Source organism: Paralcaligenes sp. KSB-10 (genome assembly GCF_021266465.1).
GTDB lineage: Bacteria > Pseudomonadota > Gammaproteobacteria > Burkholderiales > Burkholderiaceae_B.
In genome coordinates this window covers 210,931-234,135 of sequence record NZ_CP089848.1, presented here as the reverse complement: position 1 = coordinate 234,135, position 23,205 = coordinate 210,931, and the positions used below count along the sequence as shown (strand labels likewise).

Genomic DNA, 23,205 nt, shown 5'->3' with positions numbered 1-23,205 from the left:
CGGCCAACAGGTTGGATCCCGCCAGCCGACCGGCTGGTCCTCAAGCCTCGTCGGAACGAGAGACCAGTACTTTATCTACCAAACCGTACGATACCGCATCTTCGGCCGACATGAAATTATCGCGCTCGGTGTCGACCTCGATACGGTCGATCGGCTGCCCCGTATGCTTGGCCAGAATACTGTTCAGGCGCTCCCGCAAGCTCAGGATCTCGCGGGCCTGGATCTGGATATCGGACGCCTGCCCTTGCGCACCACCCGAAGGCTGGTGAATCATGATGCGTGAGTTGGGCAAGGTATAACGCTTGCCTTTGGCGCCGGCCGCCAACAGAAACGCGCCCATGCTGGCTGCCAGACCGGTACACAGCGTGGACACGTCCGGCTTGACGAACTGCATGGTGTCATAGATGGCCATGCCCGCATAGACTGACCCACCCGGCGAGTTGATATAAAGCGAAATATCCTTATCGGGATTTTCCGACTCCAGAAACAGGAGCTGGGCGACCACCAGGTTTGCCGACTGATCGTTGACCGGCCCGACAAAAAAGATGACCCGCTCGCGCAACAGGCGAGAATAGATATCGTACGAGCGCTCACCACGCCCGGACTGTTCGATCACTATGGGCACATAGCCCAAGCCTGTGGGCGCAACCGAATCGCCGCCATGCATCGCCGCGTAAAAATCAGTAAACCGCTGCATTTATGCAGTCCCCATGAGTTCGTCAAAAGCCACTTTTTCGTCGGCAACCTGCGCCTTGGACAAAACGTGATCCACTACGTTGTCTTCCAGCACTATAGCTTCGATTTCGGCGCGGCGCTGGCGATCGGACAGATAGTACGCCACGACCTGGGCCGGCTGTTCGTAATTTTGCGCAAACTCTTCAATGCGCGCGCGAACCTGTTCGGGTTTGGCTTGCAAATTGGCGTTGCTGACCAGTTCGGAAACCAGCAGGCCTAGACGCACGCGGCGCTCGGATTCGGCCGTGAAGGCTTCAACCGGAATAGGCACCGACTCGGCATTGGGTACGCCACGCTGCTTGAGTTCTTCGCGGGCGGCAACTACACGGCCCTGGGCGTCGTTTTCGACCAGTGCCTTGGGCACGTCGAATGTGCAGGCGGACACCAGGGCATCCATGACGCTGCCTTTGGTGCGGGCCTGGGCACGCGACTTGACTTCGCGCTGGATGTTGGAGCGTACGTCGGCCAGCAGTTTTTCCACATCGCCTTCGGCTTGACCCAAAGATTTGGCAAACTCGGCATTGAGTTCGGGCAACACGGGTTCTGCGACTTCAGTCACGGTAATGGCGAACTCGGCAGTCTTGCCAGCCACTTCCTTGCCACCGTAGTCGGCGGGAAAGTTGAGCGGAAAGGTTTTCTTGTCGCCGGCTTTCATGCCGCGCACGGCCGTTTCGAACTCGGGCAACATGCGGCCCTGGCCCAGGACGAAAGGAAATTTTTCGGCCGAACCGCCATCGAAGGGTGTGCCATCGATAGTACCGGCAAAATCCAGTGTTACACGATCGTCGTCTTGCGCAGCGCGGCCATCGCGGGCCTCATAATTGGCACGCTGCTTGCGCAGGATATCAATGGTTTGCTGGACCTCGGCATCGCCGACTTCGGTCGTGGCGCGCTTGACCTGCAAGGCGGACAGATCGGGCAAAGACACCTCGGGGTATACCTCGAAAGTGGCCGAAAATGCCATGGAACCCTCTTCCACGCCTTCGGTTTTTGGCTCGAGATTCGGAACCCCGGCAACACGAAGCTTGGCATCCCCGATGATCTTGTCCAGCGAGCGGCCGACCTCGTTATTGATAACGTCGTAGCGTATGCCGGGACCATGGCTGCGTTCGATCATGGCAAGCGGAGCCTTGCCAGGCCGAAAGCCCTGAACCTTGGCGGTACGAGCCACGCGTTTGAGTTGCGCCTGGACTTCTTTTTCTACATCGGCGACCGAAACGATCAGATCAACACGGCGCTCCAGGCCGGACAAAATTTCAACCACGGGCTGCATTAGAGACCTATATAAATGAGTAATTGAACAAAAGAACAGGGTATTTTACCGGAAACTGCAAAAGCCGATGTAACCAGTGCCTCGGCCTATATATAGCCAGCTTTGCCAAAACAAATCCGGAAGAAGTGTTTCATACCGTTTCCAAGCGGAGCCGCACGACCGGGCACGTGGTAGCATGGGCCCAGGATGTAGCGCTTACATCCTCCCGCCTCTCAAGGGCATCCGCAAGGAATGCCCCTATTAATGAAAAACAGCACACAAAACTCCCTGACATCGGGCGTGCTTCGCATGCTCTCCGCCCTTCCCTACGGTCTTGTTGCCCGCTTTGGTGAAACCCTGGGTTCATTGCTATACCTGCTTCCAAGCAGGCGCAAACGCATCCTCGATACGAACTTGCGCCTCTGTTTTCCCGAAAAGGACGAGTCCGAACGCAAACAACTGGCGCGCTCTACCTTTCGTCATGTAATACGCAGTTACATGGAACGCGGGGTTCAGTGGTACGGCAGCGCCAAGGCTTTGTCGCAGCTTGTCGAGCTGGAAAGCGCCATCAAACTGATGGATACCTACGAGCAGCCCACCATTTTTCTCGGCTTCCATTTTGCCGCGATAGAAGCCGGCTGCATGTACTACTCTATTCTTCACCCGGTGGCCTCGATATACACCCCCATGTCGGATCACTCCACCGACGATATCGCGCGCCTGCAGCGGGCACGCTTCGGCACTGAAATGATTCCCCGCAACGGCAGCGCGCGCCAGACATTGAAAATACTCAAATCCGGCAAACCGATCATGCTTGCCGCCGATATGGATTTTGGCCTGCGAGATTCCGTCTTTGTGCCCTTTTTCGGCGTGCAAGCCTGCACCCTGACCGCCGTTTCCCGCCTTGCGCAACTCAGCGGCGCCCGAGTCGTCCCCTTCGTGGCCGCAGTATTGCCTGGATACCGCGGCTACAAGCTGAGTATTTTTGAGCCTCTTGAAGCCTTCCCCTGCGGCGACGCCGGCATGGACGCCCTGCGGATGAATCAATTCCTGGAAACCCAGATTCGCCTTATCCCGGACCAATACTACTGGGTTCACCGCCGCTTCAAACGACGCCCCGCGGGCGAAAAGCCCGTATATTGACGTAATGCCGGAACACCACCGGCCTTTCGCGAACAACTCCAGGCGGGCTTGAAGTCGCCCCTCGCGGCAAAGACATTCCGGCTGAAACCGGACTTGCCGATTCTCCGCCACCCCCTTCTTTTGCTCTTGTCAGAAGCCTTTTATGCTATTAATTTGAACTGAAATCATTTTATGATGTACTATTTCTTTAGATACAATTGATGGCGAAACAAGAAAAGGAGACCCATCAGCAGCTTCATTCAAGACAAAGGACATGCACTATGAACAAAACCTATCGGCTCAAAGCCACCATCGCGGCCATGACGCTTGCGCTCATGGCCGGCGCCACCAGTGCGGCCAACTCGGCAGACTTGAATCAAATCAGGAAAAACGGCCAAATACGCATCGCCGTAGCCAACGAAATTCCGTACGGATATATAGATTTGAACGGGCATGCCAAAGGCGCAGGCCCCGATGTCGCCGCCCATGTGATGAAACAGCTGGGCATCAAGAAAATAGACTGGATAAGCACCAATTTCGGCTCGCTGATACCCGGCCTGAAGGCTGGTCGCTTCGACATGGTTGCGGCGGAAATGGCTATTCTTCCCCAGCGCTGCCAGGAAATATTGTTCTCCGAACCCAATAGTTCGTATGGCGAAGGCCTGCTGGTAGCCAAGGGCAATCCCAAACAGTTGCACTCTTACAGGGATTTTGTAAAAAAAGGCGCCAAGGTCGCGATCATGGCGGGGGCCGATCAGCTCGAAATGATGCAGGCACTTGGCGTTCCCGATAATCATATTGTGACGATCTCCAACAACGCCGACGCCATTTCCACAGTTTCAACGGGCCGTGCAGACGCCTATGCGGCGACCGGCCTGACAGTCAGCCAGCTTGCGGGTAAAAGCCCAAAGGTGGGCATGGCCAAAAATTTCACCGATCCGGTCATCAATGGCGCGCCTGCCCGCAGTTGGGGGGGATTTGCCTTCGCCCAACAGTCGGCGGGCTTGCGCGACGCGGTCAACACCGAATTGGCAAAATTCAAGAAAACACCGGAATGGAAGAAAATCATGACCCAATATGGATTCACAGCCACCGACGCCGAAGATTCCTTCAACAAGACCACGGCCCAGCTCTGTGCCAAGTAAAGCGCCTCAAGGGCGGCGCAGACCATGAACTGGACAAGCTATAGCGAGCCCTTGCTTCAGGGTGCCTGGGTAACAGTGCAACTGACGGTATTTTCGACCTTGCTGGGTGCCGTTGTTGCCTTTGCCCTTGGGGTGGGAAAGCTTGCACGCAACAGACCCTGCCGGCTGGTGTCGATTGCCATCATTGAAGTATTTCGCGGTACCTCGCTGCTCGTGCAACTGTTCTGGCTATATTTTGCCTTGCCTATCCTTGGCCAGGCCATAGGCATGGATCTGCGCCTCCCGCCGGTCGCCGCAGGCGTACTGGCGTTAAGCCTGAACATCGGCGCCTATGGGGCGGAAGTAGTGCGCGGCGCCATCCAGGCTGTACCGCGAGAGCAATATGAAGCCGCGAAGGCGCTGGATTTCACTCCCCGGCAAATTCTGTGGCGCATTGCCATCCCCCAGGCCGTTCCCGAAATGATGCCCAGTTTCGGCAATCTGGCGGTTCAGAACCTCAAGGACACGGCACTGGTCTCGCTGATCAGTCTGGGCGACCTGGCCTTCCGCGCCGAGCAAATCCGTAATTTCACGCAGGACAGCACAACGATCTACACCTTGCTGCTGTTCATGTACTTCGGCATGGCGCTGGTCTTGACGGCCATCATGAAACTGCTTGAACGCTCCGTGGGGCGCTGGCGCACCACAAAGGCCTGAACATGTTATTTGGCATCCATTGGGACACCAGCAACAACTGGGCGTTTGCCAATTCCATTCTCCCTATCCTGCTGCGGGGACTGCTGGTCACTATCGAGGCCACCGTGCTCGGCTTCGCCGTTGCCGCCATCGTGGGCCTGGCTCTTGCCGCGCTGAAGGGATCCCGATTCCGCAGCATAGCGTGGCCCGCCCGGATAGTCTGCGAATTCATCCGCGACACCCCGCTGTTGGTCCAGCTGTTTTTCCTATATTACGTGCTGCCCGACTACGGCATCGTGCTGCCCGCCTTCCTGACCGGTGCGCTGGCGCTGGGACTGCAATACAGCGCCTACACCTCCGAAGTGTACCGGGCTGGACTCGAGGCCATCGTCCGCGGCCAGATCGAGGCCGCGCGCGTGCTCGATCTTTCAGCCTTCCGGACCTTCAGCTTCATTATTCTTCCGCAAGCCTTGCCGCGCATTATTCCGGCGCTTGGCAATTATCTGGTATCAATCATGAAAGACGTACCGGTACTGTCGGTCGTATCGGTCTTCGAAATGCTCAATGTCGCCAAAATCATCGGCGACCGCACATTCAACTATTTGATTCCCCTTTCCATGGTGGGGGCGCTGTACCTCGTGCTGACGATTGTGGCGTCCGCCGGCGTGCGCTACATCGACAAGCACCTGCCAAAACAAGGATTACCCCTGCGATGAACGACTCTATTATTCAGCTCGAAAAAGTCAGCAAGCGCTTCGGCGATGTCACGGTGCTGGACTCCCTCGATTTCCAGGTTGAAAAAGGCGAAAAGGTCACGATCATCGGGCCGTCCGGATCGGGAAAATCCACCGTGCTGCGCATTCTGATGACCCTGGAAAATATCGACGAAGGGATGATCCACGTAGCGGGGAAACCGCTGTGGCACCAGTACCGGAATGACGAGCTGGTACCGGCCGATGAAGCCCATCTGCGCGAAATGCGCAAGGAAATGGGCATGGTTTTTCAGCAGTTCAATTTATTCCCGCACATGACAGTGCGCCGCAATATTACCGAAGCTCCGGTGCAGGTGTTGGGCCTGTCCAAGGGCAAGGCAAGGCAGCGCGCCGATGATTACCTGGAATTGGTGGGACTGACCGACCAGGCCGATAAATTTCCTGGCCAGCTCTCGGGCGGCCAGCAACAACGCGTTGCGATTGCCCGTGCCCTGGCCATGCATCCGAACATTATGCTGTTCGACGAACCGACTTCGGCCCTCGACCCGGAACTGGTGGGCGAAGTGCTCAATGTCATTCAGCGCCTGTCTGAAGAACACGACCTGACCATGTTGCTGGTGACCCACGAAATGCAATTCGCCAAACAGATTTCGGACCGGGTCTGTTTTTTCGACCAAGGCGTCATTGTCGAAGAAGGGCCACCTGAACAGTTGTTCACGCAGCCCAGGGAAGAGCGCACACGTGAATTCCTGAAAGCTTTCATCAACCCCAATTGACGCCATCGAAGCGCCGGACCGGATGCATCCCGGTCCGACGCCGGCTTCAGGCTGTCGAGACGTCCAAAGGCTCGATCACCGCATCGCCTTGCCGACTGGCAATGTGCTCGGGGCGCGGCTTCAAGCCATATTTTGGCGGACTCAAACGATTTTCCACGCTGTTGTAAACCATGAAGACATTCGCCCTGGGCCATGGTGAAATATTGCCGTTCGATCCGTGCATGGTGTTGCAATCGAAAAAAACCACCGAACCGGCCTTGGCTGTAATGGCCCGGATTCCGCCTTGCTCAACCAGCAATTGCAAGCTGACGGGATCGGGCACACCATATTCCTGCTTTTTGAGCGACTGACGGTAGTGGTCCTCGGGCGTGCGGCCCTGGCAGGACACAAAATGGCGATGCGAGCCCGGAACGACCATCAACGGACCGTTGCATTCGTTGTTGTCGGTCAGTAGCACCGAGCAACTCAAGGCTCGCATGCCTGGCATGCCATCCTCCACATGCCAGGTTTCAAAATCGGAATGCCAATAGAATTCCTTGCCTTTGAAGCCAGGCTTCATGTTGGCCCTGGATTGGTGTATGTAGACTTCAGAGCCCAAAATCTGCCGAGCCACATGGGCCAGACGCGGATCGCGCGCCAGGCGCTGCACCATGGGGCTGAGCTCATGCACTCTGAATACCGAGCGTACGGCATCGCTGCCCGGCTCGGCAATAGCCACCTCGCTGCCGGCAATCGACGGGTCGCGGCTCATACGCTTGACCTCGGCCAGCAAAGACTCCGTTTCCTGCGAACCGAACAGATCTTCCAGCAGCAAAAATCCATCGCTTTCGTAAGCTCTGATCTGCTCGGCCGACAAAACATCGGCGTAATGGCCGTCGCCATGCACGACCGGGTCGCGCCGCGCAATGATTGCCGAGCTCCGGTCAGTGCGTGAATCGTAAATATCACTCATCATAATCACCGTTACTTGACCCTGCAGTTCAAGCTGCGTTCGACAGGAATGGGTATACCCCCTTCTCGTCATGCACTTCCTGGCCTGTCAGGGGCGGATTGAATACGCAAATCACCCTGAGCGGAGCCTTGCCGCCACGCAGCCAGTGCTCATCGTTCTCGTTCAGGGCATAGACCACCCCGGGCCCCAAGGCATATTTCTTCCCGTCGGCAATCGTTTCGACTTCGCCGTCGCCTTCGATGCACCAAACCGCTTCCAGGTGGTGCTGATAGTGAATATGCGTTTCCGTGCCGGGGAAAATAATAGTTTCGTGAAAGGAAAAACCCATGCCGTCTTTCTGCAGCAACACGCGCCGGCTCAGCCAGTTGCGAGTCTTCACCTCGTATTCGGTTCCAATCACATCATTGACATTTTTGACTATCATCGACGCTGCCCTCCAAATTTCAATACCTTGGCATTGGCCTGCCCGGCCAGGACCTCCGCCGTGCTGCGCTCGATGACTTCAAGCCCGCGCTCCAGCAGCTCGTCCTCGATGGTCAGCGCCGGCAATACCTTGAGCACCTCGTCATTTGCGCCGGAAGTTTCTATAACTACACCGTGCTCGAACGCCCGTGCGGCAATTTGGCCGGCCAAGCCGCTATCGGCCGGCGTTGCCAGGCCCTGTATCAGACCGCGCCCGCGAACGCTCAAACCTGCCGCCGGATAACTGTATGCCAGGTTTTCCAGCCAGTCGCGCACCAGCCCTTCCTTGCGCTGCGTATCGGCCGCAAACGCTTCCGTGGCCCAATAGCTGTCAAGTGCCTGCGCCGCGGTCACAAACGCCAGGTTGTTGCCGCGGAACGTACCGCTGTGCGCTCCCGGCTTCCATACATCGTGTTCGGGCTTGAGCAATACCAGGGACATGGGCAAGCCGAATCCCGACAGGGATTTCGACAGCGTGATGATGTCCGGACGAATACCGGACGGCTCGAAACTGAAGAAGCCGCCAGTGCGTCCGCAACCCACCTGGATATCGTCGACGATAAGCAACATATCATGCCGGCGGCAAAGCGTTTCCAACTGCTTGAGCCAGCGCCAGGTTGCGACGTTGACGCCCCCCTCTCCTTGCACCGTCTCCACGATGACTGCGGCAGGATGATCCAGGCCGCTGCTCGAATCATCGAGCAGGCGCTCCAGATAAGCCGCCGTGTCGACATCGGGGCCCATATAGCCGTCGTACGGCATGAATGTGGTGTTGGCAAGCGCCACACCTGCCGCCTTGCGGAACTTTGAATTGGCAGTGACCGCCAGCGAACCCGCGCTGACGCCGTGAAACCCGTGCGTAAACGATATGATGTTCTGCCGGCCCTTCACCAGGCGCGCAAGCTTCAGGGCCGCCTCGACCGCATTGGTCCCGGTCGGGCCGGTGAATTGCAGGGTGTATTGCCAGCCGCGCGGCTTGAGCAGTACCCGCTCAAACGTTTCCAGAAAATATTTCTTCGCACTGGTGGCCATATCAAGGCCATGCACAACCCCGTCGCTGTCGAGGTAATCAAGCAGCCTCTTTTTAAGAACCGGATTATTGTGGCCATAATTCAGGGTTCCGGCGCCACTGAAAAAATCGATGTATTGCTTGCCTGCTTCGTCAAACAGCAGGGACCCTTTCGCCTGATCGAAAATTACCGGGAACGACCGGACGTAGCCGCGCACCTCAGACTCCATCCGGTCAAATATTCTCAAGTCCATCATTTTCTCCCTCTGGGTTACGAGGCGTTCTCCAGGGCGGCTTACTCACAACCCTGGCGCCTCTTTGGTGAAATGCCCACCGGCTTGAGCCTGACGCGGCGAAGCATCAAACGGACCGATACGCAAAAGCCGCTCGTCGGCATGTTCGCCGGCGCCGAAAAGTTCGCGTTCAAACAGTGGGCTGTCGACGACGGGTGCCCGCAATTGCCGGGCAATTCCCGCAAACACATTGCGAGACGCGGCGTTGTCGGGGCCGACCGTGGTTTCGATATATCGAATCCCGCTCAAGCCAGGGCGCTCGAGCAAATTCCATAACATAAGGCGCGCCAAGCCGTGGCCCCGCGCACGGGAATGCACGGCAACCTGCCAGACAAACAACACCTCCGGCCTGGCTGGGGGCATATAGGCCGAAATAAAACCGTTCACGACACCCGCGTTTTCGGCAAGCACACAGGTGTCGGAAAAATGTTCGCTCAAAAGCAGATACACATAAACCGAATTCAAATCCAGGGGCGGACACTCGCCAACCAAGCGATGGACGGCAAGCCCATCAACCTTGCTGAGTGGACGCAGCTCCATCAGCCTTTCCACAAACCTGCCGGCATTATGGGATTCGACGCAGGAGCCGTTCTTGCATCGCGCTTCATACCACCAACCCCGATTCTGGAGGCGCACCGCCAACACCGACATCAAGAATAGGCGAGCCCGGCTCCTCCGGCGCTTCTGGCGGAAGCACGCCCTGCGGCTCCATCAGGCCGACAATGCGCTCCAGCGACATCGTGATGGTGAGCTGCTCCAGTTCCGGCAAGGCGTTGAGCGCATCAGCCAGTTTTTTCTGCAAAGGCGAAGGTGTATCCCTGGCCAGCACAACACCCGCCTCGGTAGCCGAGACGAAAACGATGCGGCGGTCTTCGCGGCTGCGTTCACGGCAGATCAAGCCCTTGTCTTCGAGGCGGTCGAGGATCCCCACGACGGTGCTGGGGCTGACATGGATCTCGCGGCTGATTGCCGTGGCAGTGAGCGGCCCGCTGTCGATGACCGCCCGCAAACAGATCAGTTGCGGTGCCGTGATGTGGCTGCAAGCTGCCAAATGACGCGAATGCAAGGCAATAGATCGCGTTATGCGGCGCAAGGCACGCAGAATGCGCAGATCGTAAGCTTGTGTGGTTATCAGAGGTTCGTTCATAGCACGCGCAATAAAAAGTATTCAGTTAAATTAATTTCTACTCAAATAATATGATTGCCAATCAATATTGTCAAGCTACTGCCGGCTCCCGGGTAATCATCAAGGCGCAGCAGGAAGGGCCTTGATAAACTGGGTCCCGCCACCCGCTAACAGGCTCTTGCAAAACCATGGTCAATCCGGTTCATTTCGATATCCAGTCATTACGTGTTTTTTTATATGCAGCCCAGGCAGGCAGCCTTACCAAGGCTGCGGAACGCTCGCACATGACGCTGTCGGCGCTGAGCAAGCGTATTTCCGAGCTCGAAAAGACCATAGGCTGCACTTTGTTTGTTCGCTTGCCGCGCGGCCTGGCATTGACGCCCGCGGGTCAAAACCTGGCCGATCATGCGCAAAACCTGCTGAACAGCGTGAACCGCATGGCCCTGGACATGAACGATTACGCACTGGGCGTACGCGGCCATGTGCGCATCTGGGCCAATACCTCCTCCATCATCCAGTTTTTACCTGTCGATCTTGCCGTACTGATGGAACAGCACCCAGGCATCCGGATCATTCTCGAAGAAAAAATCAGTGAAGACGCCATCAATGCAGTGGCTCATGGCATTGCCGATATCGGCATCTTTGCGGACAACACCCCCTCGCTGTCACTGGAAAAGCGCCTGTATCGACACGACCAGCTCGTCGTGCTGGTTCCCGGAAGCCATCCCCTCGCAGGGCGGGACATCGTCGACTTTGCCGATACGCTGGACTATGATTTCGTCGGACTTACCGAAGGCAGTTCCCTGTTGGTCCGCATGCACAGCGCGGCCGCCGTCCTGGAACGCGCATTGAAACTGAGGGTCCAGGTTGCCAGCTTCGATGCCATATGCCGCATGATCGAAGCCGGATTGGGCATAGGCGTGCTGCCACGCGGCGCGGTTCGGCAGGAAATACTGGGAGCGGGGCTGCGCGCCATCCCACTTTCCGACGGCTGGGCTTCACGCACCTTGTGGCTCGGTGTTCGAAGCGCCAAGGAACTGCCTGCCGAAGCCCTGCATGTCCTGAACTTTCTGGCGTCGCGACATGCAACCGTCCAGCCGGAGCCGCAGATAGAAGAACAGGACGCACCAGAATGATTGGTAGGGGCGGCCTTTGCGGCCACCCGTATGGATGCCCCTTGAACGAAACGGGCGGCCACAAGGACCGCCCGTACGTTAATAGCACGAACCCTCTTAATAGTGCGGACCATCGTGATAATACCCTCGGTGGTAGCCCCCATGACGATATCCGCCACCCGGAACAACAATACAGCCAACGAGCGCAGAGACAAGTGCGATAACAATAAGAATCTTCATAGGGATCTCCAATAATTGCCTATCGATTCTAGTCACGCAGACACGGGGGCACCTTGCAAAAGGTATCAGCATTTCATTGCTTGTTAACAGCTCTCGCAGCAAAATGCGATTTCGCGTTTGTGATAACGCGCTTGCAGGTCATTGGGAATGATGCGCCGCAGCCAATAACTTTGGCTGCCACACTTATGCGTACGGGTGTACAGGGCCGGTTTCTCGCCAGCCTACATAAAACCCATATATTATTTTGCACTTGTTTTTTTATTACTTGTTTTTTATTTTCAGGCCCATGATTCACAAAGCTTTGTTGTAAATCAGGGCCTTATAATGGTGCGAACGGAGAGACTCGAACTCTCACACCTCTCGGCGCCAGAACCTAAATCTGGTGCGTCTACCAATTCCGCCACGTTCGCTAAAAAAATTCAAGCCAATAAGTGTAGCTTCATTTAGGGAGGGTCGCAAGCAGCCGCTGGCACCAACAGCCCTTTATTGAATCTGAACTTTGCTGTATCCGTTGCCAATTGCAATCAATCTCCCGTCAAATCCATAAATCGGCCAGGCACGGCAGAATCTCCGGGGGCTTGCTAAAATCAGCGGCTATAAATCCGAACTCATTGGCGGCCATGAATCCCAGACTACGTGCTCTGCACCCCTATCCTTTTGAAAAACTGCGGCAATTGATGGCCCAGGCACCCACGCCACCGGCCGATCTGCAGCCCATCAATCTTTCGATAGGCGAACCCAAGCACCCAACCCCGCCGCTCATTGTGGAAGCCATGAAAAATGCCATGGCTGGCCTGTCGGTCTATCCGCCGACCAAGGGTGATTCGCCATTGCGCAACGCGATCGCCGATTGGATTGCGCGGCGCTACGGTATCGCGCGGCCCGACCCCGAAACGCAGGTATTGCCCGCGCTGGGCTCGCGCGAAGCCTTGTTTGCCTTCGCCCAGACCGTCATCGACCCCTCCGCCGGATCGCTGGTCGTGTGCCCCAATCCGTTCTATCAAATCTACGAAGGGGCCGCCCTGCTCGCCGGCGCCCAGCCTTATTTCATCAACGCGCAGGCAAGCCGCAATTTTGGCTTCGACTGGGCGTCGGTTCCAGACGACGTGTGGCGTAAAACCCGGCTGCTGTTCGTATGTTCGCCAGGCAATCCGGCGGGCAATGTCATGGCCCTGGACGAATGGAAAACCCTGTTCGCCCTGGCCGACAAATACGATCTGGTCATCGCTTCGGACGAATGCTACTCGGAAATCTACTTCGACGAAGCCAAGAAGCCGCTGGGCGGCCTGCAGGCGGCCAGCCTTCTCGGGCGCCACGACTATAAGAACCTGGTGTGCTTTTCGAGCCTGTCCAAGCGCTCAAACGTACCGGGCATGCGCTCTGGCTTCGTGGCCGGCGACGCGGCGCTGATAAAGCAATTCCTGCTTTACCGTACGTATCATGGCAGCGCCATCAGCCCCGTGGTCTCGCAGGCCAGCATCGCCGCCTGGAACGACGAGACCCATGTTATTGAAAACCGCCGCCTGTACCGTGAAAAATTCGAGGCGCTGATGCCGCTCCTTGGGCCGGTACTCAATGTAGAATGGCCTCAGGCTTCGTTTTATTTATGGGCTGAAACCCCTTATGCCGATGCCGATTTTGCTCGCGACCTGTATGGCCAAACCGCCGTTACCGTCCTGCCGGGAAGCTTTCTGGCACGCGAAGCCCAGGGCGTCAACCCGGGCGCAAACCGGATTCGCATCGCTCTGGTAGCACCCAAAGAGCAATGCCTGGAAGCCGCAGGGCGCATTGTTCGGTTTCTTGAAAAAACAGCGTAATCCAGCATGCGCCAGATTCCGCCTCGGTACCCGTTGAGCATGCCAAATATCATGCGCCGCGTTTTTTTATATTGATTATTACTTCTAACCAGACTAAACGACTATGACTCTTGACCTACAAAGCACCATCGATCATGCATGGGAACATCGTGCCGAAGTCGCTCCAGGCGCCGAAAGCGCCGCCGTGCGGGAAGCTGTTCAGCACACGATACATGCCCTGGATACGGGCCATCTGCGGGTTGCCGAAAAGATCAACTTCGAATGGGTCGTGCATCAATGGATCAAAAAAGCCGTGTTGCTGTCGTTCCGGCTCGAAAACAACGAAATCATGGGTCAGGCGCCCATGCAGTTTTACGACAAGGTGCCGCTCAAGTTCGGCGAATACGGCGCCCAGGCGTTCGCCACTGGCGGATTCCGTGTGGTACCGCCGGCCGTCGCCCGCAAAGGCGCCTTCATAGCCAAAAACGTGGTGCTCATGCCGTCCTATGTCAATATCGGCGCCTATGTCGATGAAGGCACCATGGTCGACACCTGGGCCACTGTGGGCTCTTGCGCCCAAATCGGCAAGAACGTCCACCTATCGGGCGGTGTAGGCATAGGTGGCGTACTCGAGCCGCTCCAGGCCAATCCCACCATCATCGAAGACAACTGCTTTATCGGCGCTCGCTCCGAAGTAGTCGAAGGCGTTATCGTCGAAGAAAACTCGGTTCTGGCCATGGGCGTGTTCCTTTCTCAAAGCACCAAGATCTTCGACCGGGCAAGCCGCACCATCACGTACGGACGCATTCCATCGGGCTCGGTCGTGGTACCCGGCTCCCTGCCATCGGCCGACGGCTCGCACAGCCTGGCCTGCGCTGTCATCGTCAAACGGGTCGACGCGCAAACGCGCTCAAAAACCAGTATCAATGACTTGCTGAGAGCCTGATGAGCGATTCTGCCGTTCTGCGTCTGACCAAAGATCTGATCGCACGAAACTCGGTCACCCCGGCCGATGCCGATTGCCAGGTAAAACTGGCCGGGCATTTGAGTGCGGCGGGTTTCAATTGCGAAACCCTGGTGTTCGACGATGTCACCAATCTGTGGGCGCGGCGCGGCACTTCGACGCCCCTGGTCGTTTTTGCCGGCCACACCGATGTGGTTCCCACCGGCCCGCTCGACAAATGGGCCAGCGAGCCCTTTGCGCCGACCGAGCGGGACGGAAATTTATACGGCCGTGGCGCGGCGGACATGAAAAGCTCGATCGCCGCCTTCGTAGTGGCGGCCGAGGAATTCGTTGCCGCTCACCCTCAACACAAGGGGTCGATCGGCCTGCTCATCACTTCCGACGAAGAAGGCCCTTCGATCAATGGCACAGTCAAGGTTTGCGAGGCCCTGACGGCACGCAATGAAGTACTGGATTACTGCATCGTCGGCGAACCCACTTCGGTCGACCGCCTGGGCGACACCGCCAAGAACGGCCGACGCGGCTCCCTGTCGGGCAAGCTGACCATCAAGGGCAAACAGGGGCATGTGGCCTACCCTCATCTGGCACGCAATCCCATCCATCTACTGGCGCCGGCCCTGGTGGAACTGGCGCAAACGGAGTGGGATCAGGGTAACGAATATTTCCCGCCCACCACGTTCCAGGTATCCAATCTGCACGCGGGGACCGGAGCCACCAATGTGGTGCCCGGCGAGGCAATAATCGACTTCAACTTCCGCTTTGCCAGCATCAGCACTCCCGCGCAGATCAAAGAAAGAGTTATCCAGATACTGAACAGGCACGGGCTCGAATTCACACTGGACTGGACCCTGGGAGGCGAACCCTTTCTGACCCCCAAGGGCCGCCTGAGCGAAGCGCTGAGCCAGGCCATACAAGATGAAACCGGCGTAGCTACCCAGCTTTCCACCACCGGCGGCACCTCGGACGGCCGTTTCATCGCCAAAATCTGCCCGCAAGTCATTGAATTCGGTCCCATCAATGCCAGCATTCACCAGATCAACGAACATATCCGGCTCGACACTCTGGAACCTTTGAAAAACATCTATCGCCGCACACTCGAAAATCTTTTGCTCGATTAAGCGCACTGCCATCCGTGGCGCTCTTGCCCCGATGGCTTTGACCAGCCCGCAAAACAGACATTCGATTCCTCTTACTGGAGCCAGCATGTACGAATCTGCTCATCAAGAATTGCGCACTCTGCGCGACCTGCTGCGTTTTACCGTCAGCCAATTCAACTCGTCCAGACTGGCCTTTGGTCATGGCAGCGACAACGCCTGGGACGAGGCCGTCTACCTCTTGCTGCACACCCTGCACCTGCCGCTCGATACGCTGGATCCTTTTCTCGATGCCCGGGTTCTGCCCGAAGAGCGCAAACGCTACCTGAAACTGGTTGAACGGCGCATCAACGAACGCCTGCCCGCCGCCTATCTGACCGGTGAAGCCTGGCTTCAAGGGCAACAGTTCTTTGTCGATCAGCGAGTCATCGTGCCGCGTTCGCCCATATCCGAACTGCTCGCCCAGGACCTGGCGCCATGGGTAGCCAATCCGGAAGACGTGGAATTCGTGCTCGACCTTTGCACAGGCTCAGGTTGTCTGGCCGTGCTGGCGGCCCTGGCTTTCGACAATGCTCAGGTCGATGCGGTCGATTTATCGGAACATGCTCTCGAGGTAGCCGATCAGAACATCGAACATTTCGGCCTTGACGGGCGGATCACCACGCATCGCAGCGATCTATTCGATCAACTGCCGCAATGCGAATACAACGTCATTGTGTGCAACCCGCCCTACGTGAACAACCACTCCATGGAATCCCTGCCGCCTGAGTACCGGCATGAACCCACAATGGCGCTCGCCGGCGGCGAAGACGGCATGGACCTCATTCGGCGCCTGCTGCGCAATGCTCCAGATTTCATGGCCGCCGACGGAATCCTGGTGCTTGAAATCGGCAACGAATACGAGAATTTCCTGGCGGCTTTCCCCGATCTCGATCCGGTCTGGCTCAGCACCGAGCATACCGAAGACCAGATTCTGCTGCTTACCCGGGAACAATTGGCATCGTGATTCGTGCTACAGGCTTAACGCTGCGCCGCGGCACCAAGGTATTGCTGGACGAAGCCGATTTTGTGGTCAACCCTGGTGAGCGTGTCGGCATCGTCGGCAAGAATGGAGCGGGAAAATCAACCCTGTTCGCCCTGCTGCAAGGGCTTCTGGACGCCGACGCCGGAACGCTGACCATTCCTGCCGGCTGGCGCATTGCCAGCGTGGAGCAGGAAATCAGTGACAACACACTGGCGGCGCGCGAGTTCGTCATCGACGGCGATACTCATTTGCGATTTCTACAGGCCGAACGCCTGGCCACACCCGACCATGATGGCCACCGCATTGCGGAACTTGAGGCAGCGCTGGTCGAAGCCGACGCCTGGAGCGCCCCTTCACGCGCAGAACAATTGCTGGCCGGACTGGGTTTTGCACCGGGGCAGTGGCTTAGCCCGGTCAGCAGTTTTTCAGGGGGCTGGCAAATGCGCCTGGCGCTGGCGCGAGCCCTGATGGCGCCGTCGGAACTGCTGCTCCTGGACGAGCCCACCAACCATCTGGATCTCGACGCCATGCTCTGGCTGGAACGTTGGCTGAATGCGTACCAGGGTACAGTGCTGCTGATTTCGCACGACACCGAATTTCTGGATGCCGTCGCCAAATCGATATTGCATTTCGATCAGGCCAAACTGACCCGCTATCGCGGCGGCTATGAAGACTTTCTGACTCAGCGCGCCGAACGCCTGCGGCAAACCAGACTGGCCTGGGACAAGCAGACGCGCGAAACCGCCCGCCTGCAAAGTTTTATCGATCGTTTCAAGGCCAAGGCCACCAAAGCCAAACAGGCGCAGAGCCGCGTCAAGGCTCTGGCCCGCATGGAAACCCTGGCTCCCTTGCATGCCGAGGCGGGCATAGACATACGCCTGCCCACACCCGAGAACATGCCCGACCCGCTCTTGATTCTCGACAAAATCAGCACTGGCTATCGTCTGGCTACGGGCGAAACCAAAACGGTTCTGCGCGACGTGCAACTGATGGTGCGTGGCGGCAGCCGCATAGGCGTTCTGGGTGTCAACGGGGCAGGCAAAAGCACTTTGATCAAAACACTGGCTGAAGAACTGCCAACGCTGGCCGGCGAGCGCCGTGCCTCCAAAGGCCTGGAAATCGGCTACTTTGCCCAGCATCAACTGGACATGCTCGATCTGGATTCAACGCCCTTGCAGCATCTGCAGCGTCTGGCGCCCCAGACACGCGAACAGGAACTGCGCAATTACCTGGGAAGCTTCGGCTTCAGCGGCGACACCGTCACCAGCAAAATCGCCCCCATGTCGGGCGGCGAGAAAGCTCGCCTGGCTCTTTCCCTGATAGTCTGGCAAAAGCCCAATCTGCTGTTGCTGGACGAGCCCAGCAACCACCTGGATGTCGATACGCGCGAAGCCCTGGCAACCGCCCTGGCCGAATTCGCGGGAAGCGTGCTGCTGGTGTCGCACGATCGCCATCTGCTGCGTACCACCGTGGATAGTTTCTGGATCGTGGCCGATGGCGCCGTACACGAGTTCGACGGCGATCTGGAAGACTATCGCGACTGGCTGGTTGCGCGCGCCGCCGAGGCCCGGGCGGAAGCCCGCAGCGAAGCGCAGTCGGCGGGGCCGGATACCGGCGCCATCGACCGCAAGGCCCAACGCCGCCTCGAAGCGGAAGAACGGCAACGCCAAGCCGCATCACGCAAGCCTATCGAGGCGAAAATAAAGAAAGTCGAAACCCAGCTCGATGCCGCACGACAGCGCATGCAGATTCTCGACGCACTTATAGCCGACCAGGACTTTTACTCGGATGCGCGTCGCGACGAGCGTCTGAAAGTGCTCAGCGAGCACGGTGAGCTGAATAAGAAATCAGGTGAACTCGAAGACCAATGGCTGAGTTTGCACGAAGAGCTCGAAGAACTCGAAAAACCTTCCTGCGCTCAGCAATCGTAACTGACCAGCACCAGGTCGACCGCCTGCTCCCGTATGGGAATCAAGGCTTGGTATTCAGGCGAGCCATGCCAAGCCTCGATCGCCCGGGCATCGGGAAACTGGATCACTACCACATCGGTATGGGTATGCTCGCCGCTCAAGACCGAAGAGCGCTTGCCGCGCAATACCAGGCGTCCACCCCAGGGGACAATCGTGGCAGGTACCTTGCTGCAGTATTCCGCCCATCTGGCTGCGTCCTTGACCGTCACATGCCCAACTATGCAAGCTGCCGCGGGCAAGCCGGATTTTGAACCATCGTTCTGTTCCATTTTTTCTCATCAAAATAAATCTGCGACCCGGGATGCGATAGTATCCGGACACTATTCGCGCGACATCCAAACAAGGTTTGGCGGCAGCATCTTCATTATACGAGTCTGGAATTTACTTGACGTTTATGTACTCAAGGGGGCTAACACGCGCCGCTAGAGCATTTTTGGGTCGAATTGTTTACGGGATTTGATGGGGTGGTAGCTTTGGTATTTTAAGACGCCGTCTATCGGGGCTTGGGGTCAGGACCGGCACGGCGTGCTTGATCCGGATCTACCTCGTCCAGGCGGGCGTCGGGCCAAACTCGCTACGCCGCTGGCGCGGCTACGCTCAAACATGGCCCGCCGAAAGCCCCCGCCTTCCCCACGGTAGCATCCGGCGCACGCCTTACGCCGGCCCTGACCCCAAGCCCCGATAGACGGCTCGCGTAATGGCCTGCCTGGAATGAACTTGCCGGCCCCAGCATATACCTCTATGCATTGCCTCAACGCAAGCCGCAGGGTGGGCGGTGCTGTGTAGTCCGGCGGTAGTCCAGCGCCGGGTGCTGACGAAGGGAAGGCGGGGGCTTTCGGCGGGCCCTGTCTGAGCAGTGCCTCGCACGCGAGGCACTGCGAGTTGGCCCGACGCCCGCCTGGACGAGGCAGACCCGGGCAGTCGGGGTGCGTAGCACCACGACCGCTGGACGTGCCGGACTACACAGCACCGCCCACCCTGCGGCGTCTTTATAGAACGAACCGCCCGCACAGACAACACCACAACACAGTCCAACCCCACAGATCAAGCCTAAAAATAGCTCAAACGAAAGCCACAGAAACACGTTCAGTGCCGTAACCACACTTAAACCGAAAAGACACTAGGCGGCTATCACTTCCAGCCTGGCGATGCCCAGGGCCAATGTCTTGGTGCCGACATCGCGAAACTGGATTTGCGCCTGAGCGTCTTGCCCCATGCCGCTCAGGCTGATGATCGTGCCATCGCCGAATTTCTGGTGGCGCACACCCTGGCCAATGCGAAAATGCTGCTCCCCCACAGTCACTCCCGACGTCAGACTGCGCGGCACACGAGGGGCAATCGCGCCACTGGAAGGACGGCCATAAGCATCCCCGCGGCGATAGGCGCCTGACCAGGTATTTTCACGTGCGCCAGCACCCGCATTCGATCCCCACCCTTCGGAAACCGGCACACGTACTTTGGGGCTGAGCCACTTGAGATGCTCCTGGGGAATTTCATCCAGAAAACGCGAACGCATGGCATAGCGGGTTTGCCCATGCAGCATGCGGCTTTGCGCCAGCGTCAGGTACAGACGTTCCCGGGCCCGGGTAATGGCCACATACATCAGGCGGCGCTCTTCTTCAAGCCCTGCCTGTTCAAGCAAGCTGTTTTCATGCGGAAACAAGCCTTCTTCGACACCGGTGATAAATACAGAATCGAATTCCAGGCCTTTGGCGGCATGTACAGTCATAAGTTGGATCGCATCCTGACCTGCCTGAGCCTGATTATCTCCGGCTTCGAGCGAGGCATGCGTCAAAAATGCCGCCAATGGCGACATGGCCTGTTCCAGCTCCTGACCGACGTCCGGCGTCTGGGGATCCGAGGCATCCCGCAGATCCGATGCAGTTTGATCCACAGCGGGAGTCCCAAAGGGAGGTATCGGCTGCTCGATAATGCGCCCGGCCGGCAAGCCCTCAAAATTTTCCTCACCAGCAAATATCACCGCCGCGTTTACAAGCTCCTGCAAATTCTCGAGCCGGTCCGTGCCTTCTTTTTCGCCTTGATAGTAGGCGAACAGACCGCTCTGATGAATGACATGCTCGATCAATTCGGGCAGCGACAGCACCTGCGCCTCATGGGCCATGCTCTCGATGAGTGCGGCAAATTTCAGCAGATTGCTGCCGCCCTTGCCGCTCATCAGTGGAACAGCCTTGCACAGGCTGACGCTTTGCTCGCGCGCCAGATCCGCCAGCTGTTCAAGGGTACGAGCCCCTATGCCGCGCGTGGGGAAATTGACGACACGCAGCCATGACGTATCGTCATGCAGATTATCCATGAGCCGCAAATAAGCCAGGGCGTGCTTGATTTCCTGCCGTTCGAAAAAACGCAGGCCGCCATATACCTTGTAGGGAATTCCACTTGAAAACAAGGCGTGCTCGATGACTCGCGACTGCGCGTTGCTGCGATACAGCACGGCAATCTCCCGACGCAAACGGCCGTCGTTGATCAAGGCCTTGGCCTCCTCGACTATCCACTGCGCTTCAAGCAAATCCGAAGGCTGTTCCACGACGCGCACCGGCTCGCCCTCGCCGTGTTCGGTCCACAGGTTCTTACCCAGACGCGACGTGTTGTGAGCAATCAGCGCATTGGCCGAGTCGAGAATATGGCCATAAGAGCGATAGTTCTGTTCCAGCCGGATCACTGTGCCGTGGGCGTAATCGCGTTCGAAATCAGCCATATTGCCCACATTGGCGCCGCGAAACGCATAGATCGACTGATCGTCGTCACCCACGGCGAAAATCGAAGCGCCGCCGCCCGCCAGCAGTCTCAGCCAGCGATATTGCAATGCATTGGTATCCTGGAATTCGTCGACCAGAATATGCTGGAAGCGCCGCTGGTAATGTTCGCGTATGGGGGCATTGCGCTGCAGCAGTTCATAAGAACGCAATAACAGTTCGGGAAAATCAACGACCCCCTCGCGCTCGCACTGGGCCTGGTACAACTGGTAAATCTCGATCAGACGCCGACGATGCGCATCCCAGGCTTCGATATCGTTAGGACGCTCGCCCTGCTCTTTGGCGCCATTGATAAAGCGTTGCACATCGCGCGGCGGATATTTTTCATCGTCTATTCCGGCGCCCTTGAGCAGACGCTTGATGGCCGCCAGTTGATCGGAGCTATCCAGGATCTGAAAGGTTTGCGCCAGCCCGGCATCCCGATAATGGGCCCGCAGCATGCGATTGCACAGGCCGTGGAAAGTTCCCACCCACAATCCGCGGGTATTGATGGGTAGCAGGCTGGATAAGCGCGTGAGCATTTCACGCGCCGATTTATTGGTGAATGTAACAGCCAGCAGGGCAAATGGACTGGCCTGGCTGGTTTGAATCAGCCAGGCCATGCGGGTCGTGAGTACCCGGGTTTTGCCGCTCCCCGCACCGGCCAGAACCAGTGCGTGCTGAGGAGGGAGTGTGACCGCTGCTTGTTGTTCGGGGTTGAGCTTGTCGATCATGCCGCGTAGCGGCGCAACCGGTTAGCAAACTGCTCCAGGCCCTCTATGCCGCTTTGCTGGGCGCGCAGACACCACGCTTGCAAATCGCTAAGCAATTGCTCGCTGCTGGCGCTCGAGCTTTCCCACAGGCGAACCAGCTCGCGGCGCATCTGCACCAGCGTGGAAAGTGATTTGTTATCCGCCAGAATCGTGTCGAGTTCGATACGCTGGGCGGGCTCAAGGGCGTCGTCGGTGCGGCTGAGCGCTTCTTTGGCGCGGCTTAGTATGGACCACCGGCAATCGGCGCTGCCTTCGTTGCGGATCGGCTTGAGTTTGGCAAGCTCTTCGCTGGCGGCGCGTTTTACCAAATCGGTGTAGCGAGCCAGGATTTCGTAGCGGTGCGTAATCACCCCTTGCAAGGTGCTCAAGTCGACCGAAGTTTTGGCCGAGGCGGGTTCCAGCTTGAGCTTGGGCGCCAGTTTCTTGACCGTAGCCAGGCCGAAGAAACGCAGCACCGAAATATAGCCCCAGCCTATGTCGAACTCGTACCATTTGGTCGAAAACTTGGCCGACGTGCCGTAAGCATGGTGATTATTGTGCAGCTCTTCGCCACCGATGATGATGCCCCAGGGCGACACATTGGTGCTGGCATCGGGGCAGGCATAGTTGCGATAGCCCCAGAAATGGCCAAGGCCATTGACCACGCCGGCCGCCCAGAAGGGAATCCAGGCCATTTGCACAGCCCAGACGGTGAGGCCGAGCAAGCCAAACAGCGACAGGTCGATGGCCAGCATGATGAGCACGCCCAGCAAGCTGTGACGGGTGTACACATGGCGTTCGAGCCAGTCGTCAGGCGTACCATGGCCGAAACGCTTCAGGGTTTCGGGATTGGTCGCTTCTTCACGGTAAAGTTCGGCGCCACGGAAAAAAACTTTGCCTATGCCAAACACGACCGGCGAATGAGGATCGCCTTCGCGTTCGCATTTGGCATGGTGCTTGCGGTGAATGGCTACCCACTCTTTCGTGACCATGCCCGTAGTCAACCACAGCCAGAAACGGAAAAAATGCATGATGGCCGGATGCAGGTCCAGCCCCCGGTGCGCTTGGCTGCGGTGCAGGAAAACGGTAACGCCCACAATCGTGATGTGGGTCAACACCAAAGTAACCAGAACAACCTGCCACCACGACAGCTGCAGCAAGCCACCCGAGAGAAAATTAAGTATGTAGTCCATAAACCTTGTTAAGGCCTCGCTTTGAAGACACCTAGCAGTTTAGC

21 protein-coding genes and 1 tRNA gene are annotated in these 23,205 nt (G+C 57.7%); 11 read left to right on the top strand and 11 right to left on the bottom strand.

The window, feature by feature from the left end; all coding sequences use genetic code 11:
• Positions 1-40: 40 nt before the first annotated feature.
• Positions 41-697, bottom strand: coding sequence for an ATP-dependent Clp endopeptidase proteolytic subunit ClpP (gene clpP / locus LSG25_RS01065; protein WP_232742884.1), 657 nt, complete (start codon positions 695-697; stop codon positions 41-43).
• The gene (gene tig, locus LSG25_RS01060; RefSeq protein WP_232742883.1) at positions 698-2,008 is read right to left on the bottom strand and encodes a trigger factor; all 1,311 of its coding nucleotides are present in this window, start codon (positions 2,006-2,008) and stop codon (positions 698-700) included.
• A 243-nt stretch (positions 2,009-2,251) separates the two neighbouring features.
• On the opposite strand from tig, the gene LSG25_RS01055 reads away from it, so the two are divergent.
• The 5 genes from LSG25_RS01055 to ehuA all read left to right on the top strand — a co-directional run bounded on the left by LSG25_RS01055 (position 2,252) and on the right by ehuA (position 6,418).
• Entirely contained in the window at positions 2,252-3,130 is an 879-nt protein-coding gene (locus LSG25_RS01055) for a lipid A biosynthesis lauroyl acyltransferase (RefSeq protein ID WP_232742882.1), read from the top strand.
• A 260-nt stretch (positions 3,131-3,390) separates the two neighbouring features.
• Positions 3,391-4,254: an ectoine/hydroxyectoine ABC transporter substrate-binding protein EhuB gene (gene ehuB, locus LSG25_RS01050; protein WP_232742881.1), complete on the top strand. Its 864-nt coding sequence runs from the start codon at positions 3,391-3,393 to the stop codon at positions 4,252-4,254.
• A gap of 24 nt (positions 4,255-4,278) precedes the next feature.
• Positions 4,279-4,950, top strand: a complete 672-nt coding sequence (gene ehuC / locus LSG25_RS01045; RefSeq protein WP_232742880.1) for an ectoine/hydroxyectoine ABC transporter permease subunit EhuC — start codon at positions 4,279-4,281, stop codon at positions 4,948-4,950.
• A gap of 2 nt (positions 4,951-4,952) precedes the next feature.
• Positions 4,953-5,645 (top strand): ectoine/hydroxyectoine ABC transporter permease subunit EhuD, encoded by a 693-nt coding sequence (ehuD, locus tag LSG25_RS01040; RefSeq protein WP_232742879.1) that lies wholly within the window; start codon positions 4,953-4,955, stop codon positions 5,643-5,645.
• On the top strand, positions 5,642-6,418 hold the full coding sequence (gene ehuA / locus LSG25_RS01035) for an ectoine/hydroxyectoine ABC transporter ATP-binding protein EhuA (protein ID WP_305072059.1): 777 nt from the start codon (positions 5,642-5,644) through the stop codon (positions 6,416-6,418). The genes ehuD and ehuA overlap by 4 nt, the downstream gene beginning before the upstream one ends.
• A gap of 46 nt (positions 6,419-6,464) precedes the next feature.
• On the opposite strand, the gene thpD is transcribed toward ehuA, so the two are convergent.
• The 5 genes from thpD to LSG25_RS01010 all read right to left on the bottom strand — a co-directional run bounded on the left by thpD (position 6,465) and on the right by LSG25_RS01010 (position 10,281).
• Entirely contained in the window at positions 6,465-7,373 is a 909-nt protein-coding gene (gene thpD / locus LSG25_RS01030) for an ectoine hydroxylase (RefSeq protein WP_305072058.1), read from the bottom strand.
• Between the two features lie 25 nt (positions 7,374-7,398).
• On the bottom strand, positions 7,399-7,794 hold the full coding sequence (locus LSG25_RS01025) for an ectoine synthase (RefSeq protein ID WP_232742878.1): 396 nt from the start codon (positions 7,792-7,794) through the stop codon (positions 7,399-7,401).
• Complete coding sequence (gene ectB / locus LSG25_RS01020; protein ID WP_232744513.1) at positions 7,791-9,095, bottom strand: diaminobutyrate--2-oxoglutarate transaminase; 1,305 nt, start codon at positions 9,093-9,095, stop codon at positions 7,791-7,793. The genes LSG25_RS01025 and ectB overlap by 4 nt, the downstream gene beginning before the upstream one ends.
• Positions 9,096-9,140: 45 nt before the next feature.
• Positions 9,141-9,674 carry a diaminobutyrate acetyltransferase gene (gene ectA / locus LSG25_RS01015; RefSeq protein WP_232742877.1) on the bottom strand — a complete coding sequence of 178 codons (534 nt, stop codon included), beginning with the start codon at positions 9,672-9,674 and terminating at the stop codon, positions 9,141-9,143.
• Between the two features lie 64 nt (positions 9,675-9,738).
• The gene (locus LSG25_RS01010) at positions 9,739-10,281 is read right to left on the bottom strand and encodes a MarR family winged helix-turn-helix transcriptional regulator (RefSeq protein ID WP_232742876.1); all 543 of its coding nucleotides are present in this window, start codon (positions 10,279-10,281) and stop codon (positions 9,739-9,741) included.
• Positions 10,282-10,448: 167 nt separating this feature from the next.
• Between LSG25_RS01010 and LSG25_RS01005 the strand changes: the two genes are divergently transcribed.
• Positions 10,449-11,396, top strand: a complete 948-nt coding sequence (locus tag LSG25_RS01005; RefSeq protein ID WP_232742875.1) for a LysR family transcriptional regulator — start codon at positions 10,449-10,451, stop codon at positions 11,394-11,396.
• Between the two features lie 544 nt (positions 11,397-11,940).
• Here the strand turns inward: LSG25_RS01005 and LSG25_RS01000 are convergent.
• A tRNA-Leu gene (locus tag LSG25_RS01000) sits at positions 11,941-12,025 on the bottom strand.
• Positions 12,026-12,235: 210 nt separating this feature from the next.
• On the opposite strand from LSG25_RS01000, the gene dapC reads away from it, so the two are divergent.
• From dapC to LSG25_RS00975, 5 genes are all read left to right on the top strand, one after another.
• Positions 12,236-13,432 (top strand): succinyldiaminopimelate transaminase, encoded by a 1,197-nt coding sequence (gene dapC, locus LSG25_RS00995; RefSeq protein ID WP_232742874.1) that lies wholly within the window; start codon positions 12,236-12,238, stop codon positions 13,430-13,432.
• A 103-nt stretch (positions 13,433-13,535) separates the two neighbouring features.
• Entirely contained in the window at positions 13,536-14,357 is an 822-nt protein-coding gene (gene dapD, locus LSG25_RS00990) for a 2,3,4,5-tetrahydropyridine-2,6-dicarboxylate N-succinyltransferase (protein WP_232742873.1), read from the top strand.
• Positions 14,357-15,493, top strand: a complete 1,137-nt coding sequence (gene dapE / locus LSG25_RS00985; protein WP_232742872.1) for a succinyl-diaminopimelate desuccinylase — start codon at positions 14,357-14,359, stop codon at positions 15,491-15,493. Before dapD ends, dapE begins: the two co-directional genes overlap by 1 nt.
• Positions 15,494-15,578: 85 nt before the next feature.
• Positions 15,579-16,475, top strand: coding sequence for a 50S ribosomal protein L3 N(5)-glutamine methyltransferase (gene prmB / locus LSG25_RS00980; protein ID WP_232742871.1), 897 nt, complete (start codon positions 15,579-15,581; stop codon positions 16,473-16,475).
• Positions 16,472-18,424 (top strand): ABC-F family ATP-binding cassette domain-containing protein, encoded by a 1,953-nt coding sequence (locus tag LSG25_RS00975; RefSeq protein WP_232742870.1) that lies wholly within the window; start codon positions 16,472-16,474, stop codon positions 18,422-18,424. The genes prmB and LSG25_RS00975 overlap by 4 nt, the downstream gene beginning before the upstream one ends.
• Here LSG25_RS00975 and LSG25_RS00970 read toward each other — a convergent pair.
• The 3 genes from LSG25_RS00970 to LSG25_RS00960 form a co-directional block, all read right to left on the bottom strand.
• Positions 18,412-18,732, bottom strand: a complete 321-nt coding sequence (locus LSG25_RS00970) for a DUF1330 domain-containing protein (protein WP_232742869.1) — start codon at positions 18,730-18,732, stop codon at positions 18,412-18,414. The genes LSG25_RS00975 and LSG25_RS00970 overlap by 13 nt on opposite strands.
• Positions 18,733-19,583: 851 nt before the next feature.
• Positions 19,584-21,950, bottom strand: a complete 2,367-nt coding sequence (locus LSG25_RS00965) for a UvrD-helicase domain-containing protein (RefSeq protein ID WP_232742868.1) — start codon at positions 21,948-21,950, stop codon at positions 19,584-19,586.
• Positions 21,947-23,161 (bottom strand): fatty acid desaturase, encoded by a 1,215-nt coding sequence (locus tag LSG25_RS00960; protein ID WP_232742867.1) that lies wholly within the window; start codon positions 23,159-23,161, stop codon positions 21,947-21,949. The genes LSG25_RS00965 and LSG25_RS00960 overlap by 4 nt, the downstream gene beginning before the upstream one ends.
• Positions 23,162-23,205: the final 44 nt, after the last annotated feature.